At 47.0% G+C, this 17,152-nt stretch carries 15 protein-coding genes; 3 read left to right on the top strand and 12 right to left on the bottom strand.

Going from position 1 to position 17,152, the window contains the following annotated elements:
* Positions 1-294 precede the first annotated feature (294 nt).
* Entirely contained in the window at positions 295-1,887 is a 1,593-nt protein-coding gene (locus MMY81_RS12450; RefSeq protein WP_252313168.1) for a peptide chain release factor 3, read from the top strand.
* An 89-nt stretch (positions 1,888-1,976) separates the two neighbouring features.
* On the opposite strand, the gene MMY81_RS33365 is transcribed toward MMY81_RS12450, so the two are convergent.
* From MMY81_RS33365 to MMY81_RS12435, 4 genes are all read right to left on the bottom strand, one after another.
* On the bottom strand, positions 1,977-2,099 hold the full coding sequence (locus MMY81_RS33365; RefSeq protein WP_256497893.1) for a hypothetical protein: 123 nt from the start codon (positions 2,097-2,099) through the stop codon (positions 1,977-1,979).
* A gap of 286 nt (positions 2,100-2,385) precedes the next feature.
* Positions 2,386-3,123 (bottom strand): ABC transporter ATP-binding protein, encoded by a 738-nt coding sequence (locus MMY81_RS12445; RefSeq protein ID WP_252313167.1) that lies wholly within the window; start codon positions 3,121-3,123, stop codon positions 2,386-2,388.
* Entirely contained in the window at positions 3,124-4,764 is a 1,641-nt protein-coding gene (locus tag MMY81_RS12440; protein WP_252313166.1) for an ABC transporter permease, read from the bottom strand. It abuts the gene before it with no gap.
* Between the two features lie 128 nt (positions 4,765-4,892).
* Entirely contained in the window at positions 4,893-6,017 is a 1,125-nt protein-coding gene (locus MMY81_RS12435; RefSeq protein ID WP_252313165.1) for a Fe(3+) ABC transporter substrate-binding protein, read from the bottom strand.
* A 370-nt stretch (positions 6,018-6,387) separates the two neighbouring features.
* Here MMY81_RS12435 and MMY81_RS12430 point away from each other — a divergent pair, with 370 nt between their 5' ends.
* Both MMY81_RS12430 and MMY81_RS12425 read left to right on the top strand, forming a co-directional pair.
* Positions 6,388-7,518: an NAD(P)/FAD-dependent oxidoreductase gene (locus tag MMY81_RS12430; protein ID WP_252313164.1), complete on the top strand. Its 1,131-nt coding sequence runs from the start codon at positions 6,388-6,390 to the stop codon at positions 7,516-7,518.
* A 277-nt stretch (positions 7,519-7,795) separates the two neighbouring features.
* Positions 7,796-9,205 carry an MBL fold metallo-hydrolase gene (locus MMY81_RS12425; protein WP_252313163.1) on the top strand — a complete coding sequence of 470 codons (1,410 nt, stop codon included), beginning with the start codon at positions 7,796-7,798 and terminating at the stop codon, positions 9,203-9,205.
* A 224-nt stretch (positions 9,206-9,429) separates the two neighbouring features.
* Here the strand turns inward: MMY81_RS12425 and MMY81_RS12420 are convergent, their stop codons facing one another.
* The 8 genes from MMY81_RS12420 to MMY81_RS12385 are packed head-to-tail and all read right to left on the bottom strand — an operon-like array spanning position 9,430 to position 17,146.
* The gene (locus tag MMY81_RS12420) at positions 9,430-10,509 is read right to left on the bottom strand and encodes an FAD-dependent oxidoreductase (RefSeq protein ID WP_252313162.1); all 1,080 of its coding nucleotides are present in this window, start codon (positions 10,507-10,509) and stop codon (positions 9,430-9,432) included.
* Positions 10,510-10,528: 19 nt separating this feature from the next.
* Positions 10,529-11,956 carry a dihydrolipoyl dehydrogenase family protein gene (locus MMY81_RS12415; protein ID WP_252313161.1) on the bottom strand — a complete coding sequence of 476 codons (1,428 nt, stop codon included), beginning with the start codon at positions 11,954-11,956 and terminating at the stop codon, positions 10,529-10,531.
* Positions 11,953-12,546, bottom strand: coding sequence for a CDP-alcohol phosphatidyltransferase family protein (locus tag MMY81_RS12410; protein ID WP_252313160.1), 594 nt, complete (start codon positions 12,544-12,546; stop codon positions 11,953-11,955). The genes MMY81_RS12415 and MMY81_RS12410 overlap by 4 nt, the downstream gene beginning before the upstream one ends.
* Positions 12,546-13,220 carry a TVP38/TMEM64 family protein gene (locus MMY81_RS12405; protein WP_252313159.1) on the bottom strand — a complete coding sequence of 225 codons (675 nt, stop codon included), beginning with the start codon at positions 13,218-13,220 and terminating at the stop codon, positions 12,546-12,548. Before MMY81_RS12405 ends, MMY81_RS12410 begins: the two co-directional genes overlap by 1 nt.
* Complete coding sequence (locus MMY81_RS12400) at positions 13,217-14,209, bottom strand: ABC transporter ATP-binding protein (protein ID WP_252313158.1); 993 nt, start codon at positions 14,207-14,209, stop codon at positions 13,217-13,219. The genes MMY81_RS12405 and MMY81_RS12400 overlap by 4 nt, the downstream gene beginning before the upstream one ends.
* 13 nt (positions 14,210-14,222) lie before the next feature.
* Positions 14,223-15,008 (bottom strand): ABC transporter permease, encoded by a 786-nt coding sequence (locus tag MMY81_RS12395; protein ID WP_252313157.1) that lies wholly within the window; start codon positions 15,006-15,008, stop codon positions 14,223-14,225.
* Between the two features lies 1 nt (position 15,009).
* Positions 15,010-15,876 (bottom strand): ABC transporter permease, encoded by an 867-nt coding sequence (locus MMY81_RS12390; RefSeq protein WP_252313156.1) that lies wholly within the window; start codon positions 15,874-15,876, stop codon positions 15,010-15,012.
* Positions 15,857-17,146 carry an ABC transporter substrate-binding protein gene (locus MMY81_RS12385; protein ID WP_252313155.1) on the bottom strand — a complete coding sequence of 430 codons (1,290 nt, stop codon included), beginning with the start codon at positions 17,144-17,146 and terminating at the stop codon, positions 15,857-15,859. The genes MMY81_RS12390 and MMY81_RS12385 overlap by 20 nt, the downstream gene beginning before the upstream one ends.
* Positions 17,147-17,152: the final 6 nt, after the last annotated feature.

The following is a 17,152-nucleotide window of genomic DNA, read 5'->3' as shown; positions in this document are numbered from 1 at the left end:
ACGATCCACCTCCTGAAATTAGTATCCCACATTGTTTTGACGAGGAAACAGGAAAAACGTTACATTTTTTTATCTATTTTCATATCGAATAGTTTATTTTTTGATGTTCCTCATGCAAATCGTTATGAAACAGCCGGTCATTCTTTTTATATGAGAACGCCTTCCTGTCATTATACACGATCTCTTCCTGAAATTGTATCTTCATTTTTATTGTGTCTGCTGATTTCATCCTATATGATGAGAAAGGACAGTAAATAAGCTCGTACGATTTTTATAGAAGAAAGGGTTGCATGCATGACTACTTGGAAGGACGAAATAGCTTCACGTAAAACATTTGCTATCATTTCCCACCCGGATGCGGGAAAAACCACCCTTACCGAAAAGCTTCTTTATTTTGGCGGAGCCATCCGCGAAGCAGGAACGGTTAAAGGAAAAAAGAACACGAAACATGCAACAAGTGACTGGATGGAAATTGAAAAACAACGGGGTATTTCTGTTACCAGTTCGGTAATGGAGTTCCGGTACCGTAATTTCCATATTAATATTCTTGATACGCCGGGCCATGAGGATTTCAGTGAGGATACCTACCGGACCCTCACCGCGGCGGACTCTGCAACGATGCTGATTGATGCAGCCAAAGGCGTGGAGGCCCAGACGAAAAAACTATTTAAAGTCTGCCGGCTGCGCAGCATTCCTATTTTCACATTTATTAACAAGCTCGACCGCCAGGGACGAGATCCCTTTGAACTGATGGAAGAAATGGAAAACCTTCTTGGCATCCGTTCTTATCCGATGAACTGGCCGATTGGCATGGGAAGGGATTTCCAGGGAATCTATGACCGGATTAATAAAAAGATCGAACTGTTTGATCCCGATAATCCATCCAATATTCAAGTCAAAGAAGTATCAGGCCCAAATGATCCGGTTCTTGTCGATTTCATCGATCCCTCTCTTTTGGAACAGTTTCAGGAAGAGATGGAGCTGCTTGACGTAGCGGGTGATCCTTACGATGAAGAGCGTATACTCTCAGGAGAACTCACTCCCGTATTTTTCGGCAGTGCCATTTCAAACTTCGGCGTTCAGAACTACCTGGAGCATTTTTTAAAGCTTGCTCCTGCTCCCGTTCCTCGTGAGAGCGACATCGGTCCTATTTCACCGATGGATGCCGAATTTTCCGGGTTTGTTTTTAAGATTCAGGCTAATATGAACCCAAAGCACCGTGACCGAATCGCCTTTCTTCGGATTACGTCGGGGAAATACACGCAGGGAATGAGCGTACGGCATGTACGTCTTGAAAAATCAATGCGTCTTGCCCAGCCGACGCAGTTTCTTGCCCAGGACCGGAATATTGTAAAAGAAGCATATGCCGGTGATATTATCGGTTTGTTTGATCCCGGCACGTTCCGGATCGGCGATACGCTCGCAGAGAGAACCTCCTTTTCTTTTGATGAAATGCCACACTTTTCTCCGGAACACTTTACTGCTATTACGGTGAAAGATGCCATGAAGCACAAATCATTTGAAAAAGGTCTCCAGCAGCTATCTGAAGAAGGCGCCATTCAGCTGTTTCATACGTATAAGCGTTTTCCGGAACTGCAGATCGTCGGCGTAATCGGCGTACTTCAGTTTGAAGTACTCGAGTACCGCCTGAAAAATGAGTATCATGCTGACATCAAAATGGAAAGCCTGCCTTATTCGATCGCCCGCTGGATTGACGGCCCGGAAAAAGATATGGAGCTGTTCAAGCAGAAGCAGAAACAGCTCGTTACAGACCGGGACGGCCGTATCGTTGCGCTCTTCGATAACGAATTTCAAATGAACATGACAAAAGATAAGTATCCGAACCTCTCGTTTTATGAGAATTCCTATTTAAAAAACATCTGGTAAACAAAGAGAAGCAGCCAGCCGGCTGCTTCTTTTTTGTATGAAAAAAACCGGCTGGAAGATCTCTCCCGCCGCCGGTTATATATACGTTTTTAGTTGAAAAAGTAGTGATCATTCAGGCCTTTGCCTTCATTGTATTCGCTGAGCATCTGGTCTGCCTGTGTTTTAGACGTCTGATACATAGTTTCAAGCACGTTCATAAAGAAGTTTTTCAATTCATGCGCCTTCTTTCATTTAATATTTGATTTCATTATGCTCCTTTTTCCAAAGGTTTGACAAAACCGACCCGCCTTCGGGAAAACGGAAACATTCTTCATGAAAACGGTAATATAGTGCTTTTATCTTTATTTTTCTCCTTTTTTCTATTTATTTCTCTATTTTACGCTGTTTCATCGTAAAATTACTTCCTCAGTCAAGATTCCGCCATATCTTTAAATAAAAAAATCCCCTGCACTGCAGGGGATTTACTCTTTTAAAGAAAAACTGTGATTTTCTCCGTCTTTAATCCATCAGAAGCGTAAGCTCTCTTTCACTTTCCGAAGCATATAAAGATTCCTGCAGCAGGTCACCCGAAAGCCCAGCCTTCTGGACTTTTCCTTTATCCAGGAAAACAACACGGTCAGAAAGCACTCTGGCATCCTCCCGGTCATGCGTTACAAAGATTGTGGTTGCTCCTGCATACTTAATCATCTCCCGCAGCTCATCCCGAATCTGCTGTTTTAAGTGGGCATCTAAATTACTGAATGGTTCATCCAAAAGGAGCAGCGACGGTTCAGGAGCGAGGGCACGGGCAAGTGCCACCCGCTGCTGCTGTCCGCCGCTCAGCTCATGCGGATAGCGTTTTTTGTATTCTGTCATATTAACGAGTGCCAGCATCTCCTGGAGCCTGGCTTTCCGCTTCGGCCCTTTCCACTTTTTTAAACCGTAAAGGATATTGGCCCCCACCGTCATATGAGGAAACAAAGCATAATCCTGAAACACCATTCCAAGTCCGCGCTTTTCTACCGGGAGCATCCTGCTGTTCCGGCCGTCTACATACGTATCGCTGCCTACCTGAATTTTTCCTTTTGAAGGATTTTCCAGACCGGCAATCAGACGGAGAACAGTACTTTTCCCACTTCCGCTTTCTCCGAGAATGGAAACAATTTCCCCTTCCTTCATACGAAGGTTGAAGTTTTGAATGACTGTACCAGACGCTTTTCTATAAGAAAATTCGAGACCGGATATTTGTACATGCATCTAATTCGGCTCCTTTTCAATGAAAATATGAAAAATATACATTGCCGCGCCACTTACTAAAATAATAGCCAGGGATGGTACCGCCGTTTCCTGAATCCGCTCGTCGCTTGCATATCGATAAGCGGTCGTTGCCAGCGTTTCAAAATTAAACGGCCGGAGAATAAGCGTCAGCGGCAGTTCTTTTAATATATCTACAAACACAAGAATGAATCCGCTGAAAACAGCAGCCCGGATCATCGGAAGATCCACTTTAAAAAAAGTCTGCAGCCATCCCATGCCAAGAGTACGTGAAGCTTCTGAGTAACGCCGACCGACTTTTTCAAAACCAGATTCAATCGAATTATATCCCACAGCCATAAAGCGTATCACGTAAGCAAATATCAGCATAACCAGGCTCGTACTCAGCACCAGTCCGCTGGATATACCTGTGAAGGCATAAAAAAACTGTAATCGCTGTTCCATGTAAATGAAAAAACTCAGAACCCCCACCGCAATAACTGCTCCGGGAATAGAATATCCAAGAACGGTAAACCGTGCAGTAATGGTGGAAAGCCAGCCGGGAACGATGCGGGTGAAATTTGCAACGATCACAGCAAACACGACCACGAGAAGAGAACTAATGCCCGCGGCGAGCGTAGAATTGCGTACAAGGGAAACAAACTGGGCGGAAAAAACGGCTTCATAGGTCAGCATTCCCCAGTAAAGCAGCTGAACCATCGGGAGAATAAAACCAAGCAGAAGAACCGTGCCGCAAAAACCGAGGGTACTCCACTTTTTCCAGCCTTCGAGTTCCCGGGGCTTTAATGGGGAAACTTTAGCTGAACTATAGCTGTACTGACGCCTTCCCCGAAAAACTTTCTCCAGTACCAGAAAGACAAGAACCAGTCCCATTAAAATACCGGCAAGCCGGATCGCCGAATCGAGATCATCCAGTGCATACCACGTCTGGAAGATAGCAGTACTAAACGTCTGAACGCCGAAATAGCTCACAAGTCCATAGTCATTTAAAACTTCCAGCATGACAAGCGTCACTCCGCCTACAATCGCTGCGCGTGAAACCGGCAGTACGATACGAAAAAATGTACGGACCGGGCCGCTTCCAAGCACCCTGGCATTTTCAATGAGTGTAGTGGCCTGACGGGCAAAGAAAGCCCGGGTAATAGCATAAACATACGGGTATAAAAAAATAGTAAAAATAAACACAGCGCCGGGAATATTCATAATGTCAAAATATCGCTGCGACACCTCTATATCAAAAGTGTTACGGAGCGTCCGCTGAACAAATCCCGTATAGTTTAACATCCCATGGTACGCGTAGCCGCCAATATACGGAGGAATGGCGAGCGGCATAAGCAGTGCCCATTTTAAGGTATTTCTGAATGGAAACGAATAGGCGGAAACAAGCCATGCCAGCGTTGTACCAAGAGCAATGGACAAAATTCCCACTATAACAGCCAGCGTCAGCGTGTCTATGGTATAGCCAAGCAGCAGGTACTCTTGAATGTGGGCCCAATTGTCCCCTGCCGGCTGGATCATCCGGTATAAAAGAAAACCCAGCGGCAGTAGAAGCAGAATGACAAAGCCTGCCGCTCCGCTCCCCCACCCCAGAGCTGCGGCCGATGGACGCTTAAAGAAAGGCATATACATCTGTCCTTTAGTAAATGAGAGTGACTAACCGTACCTGGAAATCTTATTGATTATATAAAAAAGCGGATCTTTTTCTAATTGCCAGGACAACGTCTTTCAACATCCTGTATCATTTTGAGCCATTATTTCCAGCCGGCCTCATTCATAAGCATCTGCGCCTGGGCATTATTTTCGCCTAAAATCGTCAGGTTAATGTCCTGCTCTTCAAAGTCACCCCACGACTGAAGCAGCTCAGAAGGCTCTACGTCTGGATTTACCGGATATTCATAGTTTGCTTCAGAAAAATCATCCTGTGCTTCTTCCCCTGAGAGAAACTCTATGAACTGTACGGCTTCTTCTGAATTAGGTCCGTGCTGTGTGACTCCTGCGCCGCTGATATTAATATGTGTGCCCTCTTCCTCCTGATTCGGGAAAAATACTTCCAGGTTTTCTGCCGCATTCACTTCTTCCTCTTCAGAGGAGTTCAGCATCTGTCCGAAATAGTAGGAGTTCATAATAGCTACATCTCCTTCACCGGAAGCAACACCGAGTGCCTGATCCCGATCTCCGCCCTGCGGATCGCGGGCCATGTTATTTACAATGCCTTCCGCCCACTCTCTGGCTTCTTCTTCTCCTTTTATTTCAATAAAGGAAGCCATCAATGATTGGTTATAAATATTTTCTGAGGCCCGTATAAGAATGCGGTCTTCCCATTCTTCGTCTGTAAGGGCTTCATAAGTAGACAGATCCGATTCATCTACACGTTCCGGATCATAAACAAAAATGCGGGCACGTTTAGTCAGGCCGAACCATTCATTATCAGGGTCCCGGTAATTTTCAGGAATATTCTCATTTAACACTTCAGAATCCGTTGGCTGAAGAAGATCTGCTTCTTTTGCACGATAGAGACGGCCGGCATCTGCTGTGATAAATACGTCTCCTTCTGTCGCTTCCCCTTCGCGTTCCATCCGCTGAATAAGTTCATCATCTTCTCCGGAGACAACATTGACTTCAATACCCGTTTCTTCCGTGAATTGTTCATAAAGGGCTTCGTCTGTATCATAGTGACGGCTTGTGTACAGATTCACTTCTCCGCCCTCCGTCCCCGCCTGGTCATTTTCTGCGTTTTCTTCCTCCGCACTGTTTTGTTCTGTATTATTTTCTCCTGAACCGCTGTCTTCGCTTCCGTTATCGCTGCCGCACGCTGCAAGCGCCAACAGCGAAGCAGCAGGAAGTAAAACAGTTAATAAACGCGGCTTTCTTTTCATAATAAATCCCCCCAAATATTAATTTCTTAATTGATAATAAATATCATTCTCATTCAATTCTCATCTAAATGAGATAGTAAGTCAAGCTTTTTTAATTTTGTAATTATTTCCATAATGCTGGTAAATCAGGCATTTGACTGCATATCTTCAGTAGGTTCATCTCATGCTTTCCTTACAGCATATGAGAGGAGTTCACGTTTGTAATGTGATAGAATAATCTGAAAGAAAGCTGGTTTTTTTCTGCACAGACCGCTGTCCACATCCTTAATGATTCACACCGCCTTTAAATGCCCGTGCTCCCTGCCGCTGAAATATACATGAATTTATGTTTTAAACTTTACAATGGCATTTCAAAAAAGGAGTGGAACAGATGATTGATTTTTTGATTATTGGCGGCGGTGTTATCGGTACCGCGCTCGCGCGTGAGCTTTCCCACTGCAAAGGACGGACCGTACTTCTTGAAAAAGGGCGCAGTCTCTCCGGCGTTCAGTCTACGCACAACAGCGCACTTGTTCATCCCCCTGCAATGATGCCTCCTGATAAAGGAAAGCTGAAGTCCGTGCTTGGTAAAAAAGGAAGCTTCCTTCATCAGCAGCTTGCGCGTCATTTTGATGTTCCTGTATTTCACAACGGCGCTATTGTCACAGCGCGGACGGAAGAAGAATTGGAGAAACTACATCGCCTGAAGCAGCAGAGTGAGGCAGAAGGTATTGATACCATTACGCTTTGCAGCCAGGAAAAACTGCTCGAACGGGAACCAAACCTGCACCCCGACGTGAAAGGCGGACTATTTATGCCCGAAGCGATGAGCGCAGACACCTCCGTGCTGACGGAAAGACTTGCAGCCAATGCCCGGCTTAATGGGGCAGAAATTTATACAAATACTGAAGTAACCGCCCTGCAAAAGTCCTCTTCCGGATTTGAAGTAGAAACAAAAGAAGGCCGCGTTTTCCAAAGCCGGTTTGTTATTAATGCTGCCGGTGCCGCTTCCGGATTTATAGCCGGGATGATTGAAGACAAGATGCCGTTTGAACCGGTCTCCAGGCGCGGGGAATACCTGGTGCTCAGCAGACAGGCTGCGGGATTTATCAACCATATTATTTACCCGCCGCCGACCAACCTTACTAAGGGAGTTTTAATTATTCCACAGCCGGACGGGACCATTCGTCTGGGACCAACTGATACTCAACAGAAAGACTTCCGTTCCGCTCTGCCTACAAAAGAAGGTATTGATCAGATTCGTCATGAGGTCAACATGCTTGCAGTGGAGATCCCCTATCATTTTGAAGAACGTTACTATGCCGGGATCCGATCCAGTATCACCGATCCCGATTTTTATATTCGTCCATCCGAAGTTCATCCTCGGCTTATTCACCTGGCCGGCCTTGATTCTCCGGGAGTAACGGCCTCTCCGGCAGTTGCATCCTATGTACTGACTGAAATTATCCAGAATATTGAACCCGTCGAATGCAAAACCGAGCCTAATTTGTTCGGATATTAAAGCTGTTCGTAAATATAATTTGTTAAAGCAGGCTGACTATCCAAGTCAGTCTTTTTCAGGTATTACGAATAGTAATGAACGACACGAACAGTCAAAACTTCCAATAAAAAAAGTTGACACTTTCTATAATTTATTTTATGGTATCTGTATACCCCATAGGGTAATTTGTTTTCAAAAAATTTTTTATTATTTTCTATACCCCTGTAGGTATTATTCAGTAACAATTAGTAAAGCAAATAAAAAAAAGAACTATTATAACTTTAAGGAGAGATAATTTATGTATTTAAAATACTTTTATGATAAATCTTTAGCTCAGGCTTCCTATATGATCGGGTGTCAGGCGACAGGAGAGGCCGCCGTTATTGATCCATCCAGAAATATCGAAGAATATCTCCAAATCGCACGAGAGCAGGGATTTCGTATTACCGGGGCTTTAGAAACCCATATACATGCAGACTTTGTCTCAGGTGTAACAGAACTTTCCCGCCGTACCGGTGCTGTCATTTATTATTCTACCGAAGGTGCTGAAAATGGGGGGTATGAATGGGATAAGAATCTACCCCTGCACGGTGTAGCCCACGACGAGAACATTTATATTGGAAATATCAAACTAAGGGTTCTGCATACTCCCGGCCACACTCCGGAGCACGTTTCTTATGAACTTACCGATACAGCGGCTGCTACTCGTCCAATGGGCGTATTTACCGGCGACTTTGTCTTTGTTGGTGATGTAGGGCGCCCGGATCTTCTGGAAAAATCCGTCGGCGTGAAAGATTCAGCAGATAAAGGCGCAAGACAGATGTTTCATTCCCTGCAGCAGTTTAAAGCATATGACGATTATATTCAAATCTGGCCCGGTCACGGCGCCGGCAGCTCCTGCGGAAAAGCACTTGGCGCTGTCCCAACTAGCACTGTCGGCTACGAGCGAATGCATAATCCAGCGTTCCAGCCGACCGACGAACAGACTTTTGTGGAATTTCTTCTTGATGGACAAAGCGAACCTCCAGCTTATTTCGCAAAAATGAAAGAAATCAATAAACAGGCGGTGACTCCTCTATCTGAAATACCTGCCGGGGTAGAAATGCATGGCACCAGTGATCGTGTAGCTGAATTGGCAGAGCAGAATCACACCATAATTGTTGACACACGTAGTGCCTCAGCTTACGCTCTTGGAAGTATTTCCGGCACTTTGAACCTTCCTTATCCAGACTCCTTTGCTGAATGGATGGGACGGCTTGCCGATTATGAATCCGATATTTATTTAATTGCCGAACCGCATCAGTACGAGAAACTGCGTCAAATTCTTACCAGCATGGGCATGGATCGCCTGAAAGGATTCTTTGCCGCTTCTATCCCGGCAGAAGCTCAAAATCTGCGCACGTATAAAAATGAAACACCAAAAGAAGTGGAAGAACGCCGCCGCAATCATCATATCCAAATACTAGATGTACGCTATCAGGATGAGTGGGATCATTCGCACGTGCCTGAAGCGGTTCATGTATCGCTTCAGCAGCTTCCCAACCGCACAGATGAGCTTTCTAAGGCTCAGCCGGTCGCTGTTCATTGTGCTTCAGGAAAACGTTCTTCAATTGCCGCCAGCATTCTCCTAAACCAAGGTTTTGATGTGATTAATATAGAGGGCGGCTTCATGAAATGGCAAAAAGACCAGATGACCACAACAAGCTAAACGTATCGTCCTATGAATTTACGGGATCTGTTTCAGCACTTAGTTATATTTAAAAAATAAGGTAAGTTAAACAGCAACAACCTCGTCTTCCCATCAAATGGAATACGAGGTTGTTTTTATATTGCAGCAACGATCAATCATTTTGAAAATAAGTGCAGGCGCAGATATAAAAAACAGGCGGAACCTTATACAGATCGGCCATTCATCTGTATCTTATTCTATCCTTAAGAATGAAGCGACGCCATAAACTTTTTATCAATCCTGTTTTTCAGGCGCCATGCTGTCGAGCCTTTAAAATGAAGCCTTCCTCTGATGAGAAGGCCCTTTTTTCCGCCTGTTGACAGGATCGCTGTATAGTTCTTCTGCGGCGTAAACAATGGTGATGTTCCCCCCTGAAAAAAGGCCGTAATATTTTCTTTCAGCACGGGAGCCTGACGGATCGCATAGACACCGTTTTTAGGAAGAGCTGGATAGGCGTCCATCGTTACGCTGTCCCCTGCGCCAAAAAGCTCCGGCATTCCCGGTACCTGCATACCGGCATTAACACGAAGGGATCCATCCTCTGCGGTTGGCAGAGACGAGGCCTGAAACAGCGGGTGGGCGGCGCTTCCTGTCAGCCAGAGTGCTTCATCAAAGGAATGCAGCCCATTACCTGTATGCAGCAATCCTTCCTTTTCCCCGGCCCGACCCTCTTCTATTACCTGTACCCTCTGCTTTTGAAGAAGCTTCCGCACAGCATGCTGGATCTGTTTCGTTTCATCCGGCATGATGCCTCCTGATGAAAATAAACGGACCGGATATGCTTCCCGGCGGTGCTTCTGCCTCCATGACTGAAGGGAAAGAGCCATTTCAACTCCACCGCACCCGCTTCCTATTACTGCCGGCCGGTCTGCATGCCGCATCCGCTCCACCGTTTCCGGTACCCCCAGAGCCGGTTTAAGAACATGGGACCCCTTCCCTCGAGAAGCACCAGCTGTTCCAGCACCTATGTTAATCGAGGCCGCATCAAAAAACAACGTATCGCCGCGATCTGTCTGTACCTGCTTGTGATTGTAATCAATCTTTACCGCGGCCCCTTCCAGAAAAGACCCTCCATGGCGGCGGCAGAAAGCTCCCAGCTCCACGCGCACCTCTTCTTTTTTGTACAGGCCTTCCATCAAACCGGAAAACATGCCGGAATAATAATGGTACGGACCCGGTGAAATCAGAACCCACTCCATCTCTTCTTTCTCTGCTTCATTCCAGTCGCGGATCATCGTCAAATGAGCATGTCCGGCTCCGATTAAAAGCAGCCGCTTTGGCATATCGCTTTCACCCTTTCTTTTATCGGAACGTCTGCACGTATTTCTTCAGAAGCTTTGTGACGCTGCTGTCAAAAAGCTTTTCGCGCCAGTAGATATCAGCCGCTTTTTTGAGGATTTCCCCGCGTGATGGGTATGGATAGACAATACTTGAAAACGAGCGGAGCGGTTTTTTCCAAGCTTTCGCTGCTACTACTTCATGCATCCAGTCGGAAGCATTTTTCCCGGCTGCGTGGGCACCGAGAATTTTTCCGCGCTTATCCGTTATAATTTTCACGAGCGGCGTTTTGTCGCGTTCTGCAATAAAACGATCGACGTCTCCGCCGTTCACCTTGTACACGTTAATGCTGTCTCCGTGCTTTTCTCTTGCCTGCTGCTCTGTGAGTCCAAGCCGGAACAGCTCCGGTTCGGTGTAAAAGACCCACGGAAGCGTACTGTAGGACACTTTTCGGCGCAGACCGAACACTGCATTTGTTACAACAATCTGCCCTTCCAGGCCGGCTGCATGCGTAAACGCATATTCTCCCGTTACGTCTCCAACCGCGTAAATATGCGGTGCTTTTGTCTGAAGGGTCGGCTTCACAGGGATGCTTCCATCCTTTGCCGGGTCAATACCAGCTTTGCCGAGCTGAAGTGAACCCGTGTTTGGGCGGCGGCCGGCCGCAATCAGCAGGGCGTCTGCTTTTATTTTTTCTCCATTGGACAGTACGGCGTAAGCAAGTCCTGACGCTTTATCCTCTTCTATCGCTTCCACCCGGGCATTCGGAACAAAATTCAGTTCTTCAAGCAGCGCTCTCTGTACGCGCCTGCCGATCTCTTCTTCTTCATTTGGAAACAGACGGGGCGCATTATCAACGATAGTCACTTTCGCACCAAGGCGGGCCAGTACCTGAGCGAGCTCTACGCCCACCGGACCTCCGCCCACACAGACGATATGGCCGGGAAGTTCTTCCGCGTCAAAAATGGTTTCGTTAGTAAAGTAAGGCAGAACCTCTATGTTATCGATCGGTGGAATAACCGCTTTCGAACCAGTAGCAATGACAATCCGCTTGCCTTCTATCTCTTCACCGTCTCCAAGCTGAACCGTATGCGGACCTGTAAACACGGCTTCCTTTAAATAAACATCCACGCCCATTTCTTCAAAGCGGGACACATCATCCATCTCCTGAATATCGTCTATGGCATCATGGACCCGCCGATTCACCTGAGCAAGAGAGATGTCGCCTGTCAGCTGTAGATTATGCTGTTCAGCGGCTTTTCTTGCCTGATGGATTTCTTTTCCCACCGTAATAAATGCTTTGGACGGAACACATCCGGCATGAAGACAGTCTCCGCCGAGGTTATTCTTTTTTTCAACGAGCGCTACCGAAGCACCAAACTGCGCAGCACCGGATGCGGCCGTTAAGCCGCCCGATCCGCCGCCGATAATAATAAGATCGTATGTTTTCATTCTGCAGGCTCCTTTAATATTTTTTTTGCTTCAACTAAACGCTGGATGCCTGTAAACACTTCTACAAAAAGAAACAGCATCGTGGAATAAAGAAGAATAGATGGAAACAGAATCATAATCGTAAATAAAATAAAACCTTCCGTCCGTTCCGCGAGCCCGGCCTGATAGTAAAAAGATTTAATACCTTTCTGGTCGGAGACACTGCCAACGGTTAAGAATACCGTCATGGAGAATATAATCGACACGCTCAGCAGCAGAAACAGCCACATTAAATCTGGAAATAAAAAAGCGAGACCGAGCAGCACGCTGATCTCAACGAGACGATCGAACGTTACGTCCATCACGGTACCAAAGGCAGAGGGCCTCGTTTTTCTTGCCATAGAACCGTCCACGGCATCAAGAAAACCGGAAACCCAGAGAAGCAGCACGGCAGCAGGACCCAGACCTAAATAAACAAGGGGCCCCGCAGCCACTCCAATAATAAAAGAGATTATCGTCACCTGATTGGCCGACAAGCCTCTGCGGAGAAAGAAATCCGCTGCGTGTCCGATAGCCGGCTGTACATATTTTCTCGCGTGCGTATCAAGCATTAGTTATCGTCCTCATCTGCGGATGCTTTATTAATAATATCTCTTCCTACTCTTACCCTTTTTAATAAATAAACAAAAGCAGCAATCGCAAGAAACACGCTGAATGCTACAATTATCTGCGTAAAATCGCCGCTTACGAGCCCGGATCCAAGCAGACTGTAGCCAAGCGCTCCCGGGAAAATTCCAATCAGCGTCGCCGCTGCATAAGCCCGGAAACGGATGGTCGACAGGCCGCATATATAGCTGACCAGATCAAAGTTCAGAACCGGAATCAGTCTCATAATGAGCGCATACAAAAATCCATTTTCGTTCAGCTGGGTCTGAAAAACAGCGGCTTTGCCCTTCCATTTGCTGCCAATTACTTTTCCGCCGAGCAAACGTGCAATATAAAAGGAAAGAATCGATCCTCCCATTGCGCCGATCATAATATAGATCACGCCTTCCACCGGTCCAAAGGCAAGCCCGCCGGCCAGCGAAAAGACAGAAGCCGGAAAAAACACAAGCGAGCGCAGTGTATAGAGCACAATATAAATAACCGGGGCCAGCCATCCGTAGGAATCAATCACCTGCTCAATGTCGCCTGGACGAATTTGAAACACCTGTACATTAAGCCAGATAAGAATGCCTGCAGCGGCGGCCGCACCTGCAAGCAGAAGCGTTTTTTTATAAGTCATTTCTTTTCTCCCTCTATCCGCAGAAGCCCGATATGTTCAGAAAATAACAGCGAAGATGCCGGAGCATAAAGAACAGTCTCATTTCCCGGGACGGCCGTACCGCTCTCGTCCTGCAAAGCGATAACCACCTCTTCTTCTTTCAAATAGTAATTATAGAAACGCAGTCCATAAACCTGCCTCTCTTCCCTTATTACAGCCCGAAACGCCCGGGATGGCTGCAGCATCTCTTTTGTGGACATGGCAGCAAGCGGCACGAATGTTCCTTCTTTCGTAAAAAAGCCTTCCGACGCAAGTGAAGCCACAATCGGATGAGCCGGCCTGCGGTATAGTTCTTCCGATAGTCCGGACTGAAGAATTTCCCCTTCGCCAAGTACGGCTATTTTATCTCCCATCTGCTCAGCCTCTTCCCGATCATGCGTCACAAACAGAGCCGTTACCCCTTCTTCTTTCAGCATTTCCCTTACCCACAGCCTCATCGAGCGGCGGAGCTCCGAATCAAGATGGGAAAATGGTTCATCCATTAACAACAGCTTCGGTTTTACAATTAAAGCCCGGGCGAGTGATATCCGCTGCTGCTCCCCTCCTGAGCATTCGGCCGGAAATTTGTCTCCAAATCCGGCAAGACCTACTTTTTCCAGAAACTTCTCCGCCTCCTGTCTGCGCTTTCCAGACGGAATCTTTTTCACCTTTAATCCATACGCCGTATTGTCAGCTGCATTCATGTGCGGAAAAAGAAGCGGTTTCTGAAACATCATGACGACCGGCCGGTCTTCTGACGGGTTTCCTTTAACATTTTCCCCATTAATGAAAATGTCGCCATCATCTTCTTTTAAAATTCCGGCAATGGTCCGCAGCAGGGTGGTTTTCCCCGTCCCGGACCGTCCCAGAATGCTCATCGTTTCGCCCCGTTCCAGCTTAATATCCACTTTATTCAGGACGATTTCGTTTTTATATTGTTTGGTTAAAGATTGAATATCTAAATATGCCAAGTTATCACCTTCTTTATCTTCGATGGGCCGCTGCAAACACTAAACGCATTACCATTTCCGCCAGCATGATGACCACAAGGGGAAGCAGCGCAAATAAAAGAGACAATGCGCTTACAACCGCTTCATTTGCTGAATTGGAATATGGGAAATATAAAAGAGACAGCATCGGCACGGTGCCTCCGCCAATAATCACCGGCAGAATATACTGGCCGGCAGTAATAACTACCGTTAAAAAAACGGCCGAACGCAGGCTTGGCATGATCTGCGGAAGCTGTACAAACATAAGCGCCTGCAGCGTAGTACTTCCGAGTGATTTTGCCTGTTCTTCTGATTCCGGCCCCAGCCTTTCAAAGCCGGCACGAAGAACCCGGATCGTATAAGGGAGGGTGGGAATAAATAACACGAGCGCTGTGCCCAGCCATGTATCGGCCAGCCCTGCGCGGATAAATGTGAAATGAATACCCATAGCAACGGCCGTCATCGGAATAAGAATAGGAAGAAATAAAAGATTATCAAGCCACAGCTTGCCTCTGAAGTGTTTATAGGCAAGCATTTTTGCAGCAGGGACACCGAGAATGACATTTCCTGCTGCCACAAACAAAATTACCATGATCGTTACGCCGACAGCCTCTCTTAACGCCGGATCACCAAGAGCTGTCCGCCACGCCTGCGCCGATACAGCGGAGGGAAATAACTCCCCCCATCCCCATCCGGGAGCTATACTCTGTAAAAGCAGAAGCAGCAGGGGCAGAACACTGAATATAAGCAGAAATACGCCTATTATTATTTTATGCTTCATCTTATTGCCCGCCCCCCAGACGGCTGCGCAGCTTCCGCACATACCACAGGATAAAGCCGGCTCCTGTCAGAACGGCCCCGGTAAGCAGCGTCATTGCAGCCAGCGCTTCCGGACGCCGGCTCCAGTCTCCGCTGTAAAACCATTCGTAAGCAAGAACAGCTCCCATTTCAGGAGAAGAGGCGCCAATGAGATACGGCACTTCAAACGCACCAAACACAAAACAAAAAATAATCAGTCCTGTTTCGAGCGCACCCGGCTTTAGAAACGGCCATTCTATATCTTTGAAACGCTGATAAGGACCTGCTCCAAGGGCTGCCGCCGCATGGCCGAATTCTTTATTCATTTCCTGGTACACCGGCAGCATCATCAGAACTACAAACGGAATTTCTTTCCATACATAGGTCAAAATCAGCCCAATGCCCCTTGAATCATTTGTCAGAATCGGAAAATCGGCAATCGCATCAATCCAGCCAAGCGAAGCTGCTGCGGTTGAAAGCCAGCCGCTCTGTGAAAAAATTAAAATAACAAGATAGGCTCCGACAAAATGAGGGAAAACCATCGGAATCCAAATAAGAAAACGGCTGTACCGGTCTTCCAGATAATGATAGAGTCCTCTCGCAATAAAAATACCCAGTACGAGGGAGATCATGGTGGAAATACCAGCCACATAAAAACTGAAAAAAGCAGAAGACCAGAACCCGCTGTTTCCAGCTAACGTTTCATAAACAGACAGGCTGAACTGTCCATTTTCCCCTTCCAGGCTGCCAAGCAGTACCTGAAGCAGGGCATACCATACCGTGCCCACCAGCAGAAGCAGCACTGGAAAAAGCCAGAGAATCCCGGCTTTTTTACGGCTGAACAACTTCATTGTTCCACTTCTCTTCCAGCCAGCCTACATAATCGGCATCTAATTCCGGGAGGTATGCATTATCAAGTTCTTCCTGAGAAGGAACGCTCGCCCCTCTGTTCACGGCTTCCATAGCACGCCGGTCTTCTTCTGTCAGAAGCGCCGGATCAAGAACAGAGCTTTCGCCCCATCCATCCGGATTCATTTTTTCAATCTGCGCTTCCGGAGAAAGCAGGAAATCCATGACGACCATCGCTCCGGCAGGATTACCCGCATTGAAAGGCATCGTTAAAAAATGCGTATTCCCGATCGATCCGCTGTCGAGCATAAACGTATCGGTCGTTTCCGGAAACGTGCCGTCCCTGATCAGGCTCTCCGCCCTTGCTTCGTTATATCCCATCGTCATACTGACTTCGCCGCGGCTGTAAAGACGATCCAGTTCTTCCACGCTCGCTGGATACGTCTGGCCCTCTCTCCACAGGCTGCCTTCCAGATCATTTAAATAGTCCCACATCGGCTCTGTGTTTTCTTCCAGTGCCTCTTCATCAAACGCTTCTGAGGCAAACGCCGCGTCGTTTTCATATTGGTCATACAGCAGCTGCCTTAAAAAAGCATTTCCTGTAAAATCCGTCGCTTCCGGGTACGTAAATTCACCGGGATTTTCTTCTGCCCACAGCCTGAGTTCTTCCCACGTGGCAGGAGGCTGATCTACCTTTTCTGTGTCATAAATAAATGTAAACTGCACCTTCCCGAGCGGTGATTCCATTCCCTCAGTCGGCGTTCCGAAGTCAAGCGTCGTTTCCGGAGAGTCTGCATCTATGTATTCATTAAAACGAGGAAGCTTTTCTGTAAATGACCCGAGAAGCAGCTCGTTTTCCTTGGCAGCCCGGAAATTTTCACCGTTCAGCCAGAGAATATCCATCGTCCCTTCCTGTTCTCCTGCTTCTTTTTCGGTAAGAAGACGCTGCAGGCTTTCTTCTGTGTCAATCGGTACACGCTCCAAATCAATATTGTGTTCCTGCTCTACGGTTGGAATCACGTATTCGTCCATATATTGGTTTAAGCCGTCATCGCCTCCCCACATGAACATACGTACGTCCGAGCCGTCTGATTCTGCGTTGATAGCTTCCCAGTCTTCTTCAAGCCATGCCTGCGCTTCTCCCTCTTCTCCACTGCTGCAGGCTGCCAGAAGGCCGGTTCCTGCCAGAAAAATGCTGAGTACTGCCGTTTTTCTCATTTTTGTTTCCCCCTCTGCTTTCTTTAGTTTACACGTTTCATTTCCAATTATCACAGATAA

Source organism: Sinobaca sp. H24 (assembly GCF_023845525.1).
Note: the sequence above shows the minus strand (reverse complement) of the source record. Positions and strands in the feature narration are given on the sequence as shown.